This window comes from Pseudomonas sp. MF6776, from assembly GCF_016613125.1.
GTDB classification, from domain to species: domain Bacteria; phylum Pseudomonadota; class Gammaproteobacteria; order Pseudomonadales; family Pseudomonadaceae; genus Aquipseudomonas; species Aquipseudomonas iridis.
Genome location: NZ_JAENSQ010000083.1, coordinates 1 through 2720, shown reverse-complemented (window position 1 = coordinate 2720; position 2720 = coordinate 1). Strand labels below are relative to the sequence as shown.

3 protein-coding genes are annotated in these 2720 nt (G+C 54.7%); all 3 read right to left on the bottom strand.

Features of this window, described 5'->3' with window-relative positions; genetic code table 11:
* Positions 1–60 precede the first annotated feature (60 nt).
* On the bottom strand, positions 61–435 hold the full coding sequence (gene sdhC, locus JJD74_RS30460) for a succinate dehydrogenase, cytochrome b556 subunit (RefSeq protein ID WP_005005993.1): 375 nt from the start codon (positions 433–435) through the stop codon (positions 61–63).
* Positions 436–549: 114 nt separating this feature from the next.
* On the bottom strand, positions 550–2130 hold the full coding sequence (tnpC, locus tag JJD74_RS30455; protein ID WP_060767565.1) for an IS66 family transposase: 1581 nt from the start codon (positions 2128–2130) through the stop codon (positions 550–552).
* A gap of 18 nt (positions 2131–2148) precedes the next feature.
* Complete coding sequence (gene tnpB, locus JJD74_RS30450; protein ID WP_060767566.1) at positions 2149–2508, bottom strand: IS66 family insertion sequence element accessory protein TnpB; 360 nt, start codon at positions 2506–2508, stop codon at positions 2149–2151.
* Positions 2509–2720 lie beyond the last annotated feature (212 nt).

The following is a 2720-nucleotide window of genomic DNA, read 5'->3' as shown; positions in this document are numbered from 1 at the left end:
TCGTAAGTTAGCTTTAAAGGACGCTTTTAGTCCTTGTAAATACGCATTACGACTCCACAGCTACCAAATCCATACGGCGCCAGCAACCATTAAAACACCCGACACTACTAAAACAATAGTAGAGGCGCGATTGCTGCCTTTCAAAGTATGACCAACACCCACATCCATAACTAGGTGTCGAATTCCGGCTACGAGATGATAAATAAATGAAGAGTATACCAACCAGAAACTAACTTTGCCGAAAGGTGAAGAAAAAATCTCCTTGACTTCATTAAAACCCTTTTCTGACTCCAACGATTTGCTCAGCATATACAGTATCAGTCCCAGAAAAATAAAGAGCATAATTCCTGAAATCCGGTGCAGAATCGATGTAAGCGCCGTGAGAGGAAGCTGAATGGTTCGAATATCAAGATTAACCGGCCGCTTTTTATTCATTTTGACTCCAGTCAACAATTCTAGTGGGGGATTTCAGTTTTCGATCTCATTCATCATAGCAGCTGTAACGAGTGCGATCCATGAACCCCACCTATCACATGATGGGGCAGCAGGTTACCGTGGCATCTCTGGCGAGCAGTTCCACGGCAGAAGAGCTTCGTAGTCGGCCACCGAGGATGCATACGGCAGGCGCTCAAGTACGTGGCGCAGCCACGTATAGGGCTCCTGGCCGTTGACCTTGGCGGTCTCAACCAAGCTGTAGATCTTTGCGCTGGCACTGGCGCCGTTCACGGTGTCGCTGAACAGCCAAGCCTTGCGCCCGATGACAAATGGCTTGATCGCACGCTCCGCAAGGTTGTTGTCGATCGGCAAATGGCCGGCCTCGACATAGCGTTCCAACCGACTCCAGTTGTTGGCCAGATAGTGCACGGCCTTGCCCAGCACACTTTGCGGTGTGACCTGGGAGTACGTCTTGTCCAGCCAGCTTTTCAATTGGCCGAGGATCGGTAGGCTTCTTTCTTGGCGACCGATGAACCGCTGTTCGTCGCTGACTTCCTTGAGGTCGCGCTCGATGCCGTACAGCTTGTTGATCATCGCCAGCGCTACATCGGCGCGGCCCGTCTTACCCTTGGGCTGCACTTTCTGCGCATCGACGAACTTGCGTCGAGCATGAACCATGCACGCCAGCCGCTCGATATCGGGCTGCAACGCCAACGCGTTGTAACCGGCGTAATCATCGGTCATCACATAGCCGCGATACCCTTCCAGCAGGCGTAACGGTACTTCCTGCGCACGGCTGGTGGTGTAGTCAAATAGCACAACTTGTCGATCAGGCGGGCCGCTGGCCTGCACCCACATCCAAGATTGGCTGGTCGGGTCGCGGTCTGGCTCTTTCAAGACCTGTACGCGCGTTTCGTCGCAGTGAATCACCGGACTTTCCAGCAGCCGGTCACGCATCAGGTTTAACAGTGGCTGGAAGTGTTCGCTGCACTGGATCACCCAACGCGCCAGAGTTTGTCGTGGAATGTGGATGCCGTGTCGGGACAGTACGCTTTCAAAACGGTGCAGCGGCAAGCCATCGACGTACTTGGTCGTCAGCAGCATGGCCAGCACGCTGGGGCTGGCCATGCTCTTTTCGATCAATTGGGCTGGCTTGTCAGCGGTAACCGGCGCGGTTTCGCAGCCCCGGCACCCGTAAATCTTGCGCACGTGTTTGAGTACGCGGATCTGCATCGGCACGATGTCGAGCTGCTCGCTGGTTTCCTCGCCAATGACATGCTTGCGGCAACCACAGGCGCAGGTCAGTTCGTGCTCGGGCAGGTCGTGGATGACTTCGACCCGAGGCAGATCGGCCGACAGTGGTTTGCGTTTGCCGCGACGTTTGGCAGGCGCAACGACTTCTTCGTCGGCATCGTCAACCACCGCCAGTAGCGGGTCGCTTTCGGGTTCGTTGAACATCGCCAGTTGCGGCGTGTTGGGATCGACAGTTTGCTCGGACTTACGGCCAAAGAAACGGTCACGCCATAACTTGATCTGCTCTTTCAGGTCGTCGATGTGTGTCGTATAAGCCTCCTTGACCTCCTGCTCGCGCACACGGGCAGCCGATTGCTCACACGCACGAGCAGCGTAACTCTCAAGCAGCATTTGCTTAAGCAGAACAGGGTCATCCGGGAGGTTGTCGGGCACTGAAATCATGGCCCGGATTATACCGGGTCAGGCGACGAAACGGGGCGTCAGAACCTGATGCGGACGGTTGCGCCAGAGGTCTAAGCCGTCGAGTAACCAGTTAAGTTCCTGGACGGTCAGGACGATGGCTTCGTCGGTGGCGTCGGGGGAAGTTTTGAAACGTTCGGCTTCGAGGCGCTTGAGCCAAAGGCAGAAGCCGTTGCGCTCCCAGTACAACACCTTGATGCGGTTACGGGCTTTATTGAGGAAGACGAAAAGTACGGGGTCGAACACGGCGACTTTGATGTCCAGCTCGACCAGGGCGGTGAGGCCGTCGATGGATTTTCGAAAATCCACAGGCTTGGGATAGAGGTACACCTTTTCGACTTTGCTGTCGGGACGCATCATGGCGGACTGGCTCCAGAAAGAAATCGGGAGCGCAGCATCGGGCTTCAGGTAGTCGCTTGGAATGTGGGCTTCATGGAGCGGATACGCTGTAACTAAGGCTGGCGGCGACAATAATGGAGATATTCGGGGCTTACGTTGCATTTTGAGGTCGCAAGTGCATGTGCGTAAATTGAAGCAAATTGCAAGGTTATGCCCAATAGGTAGCTAGCTTA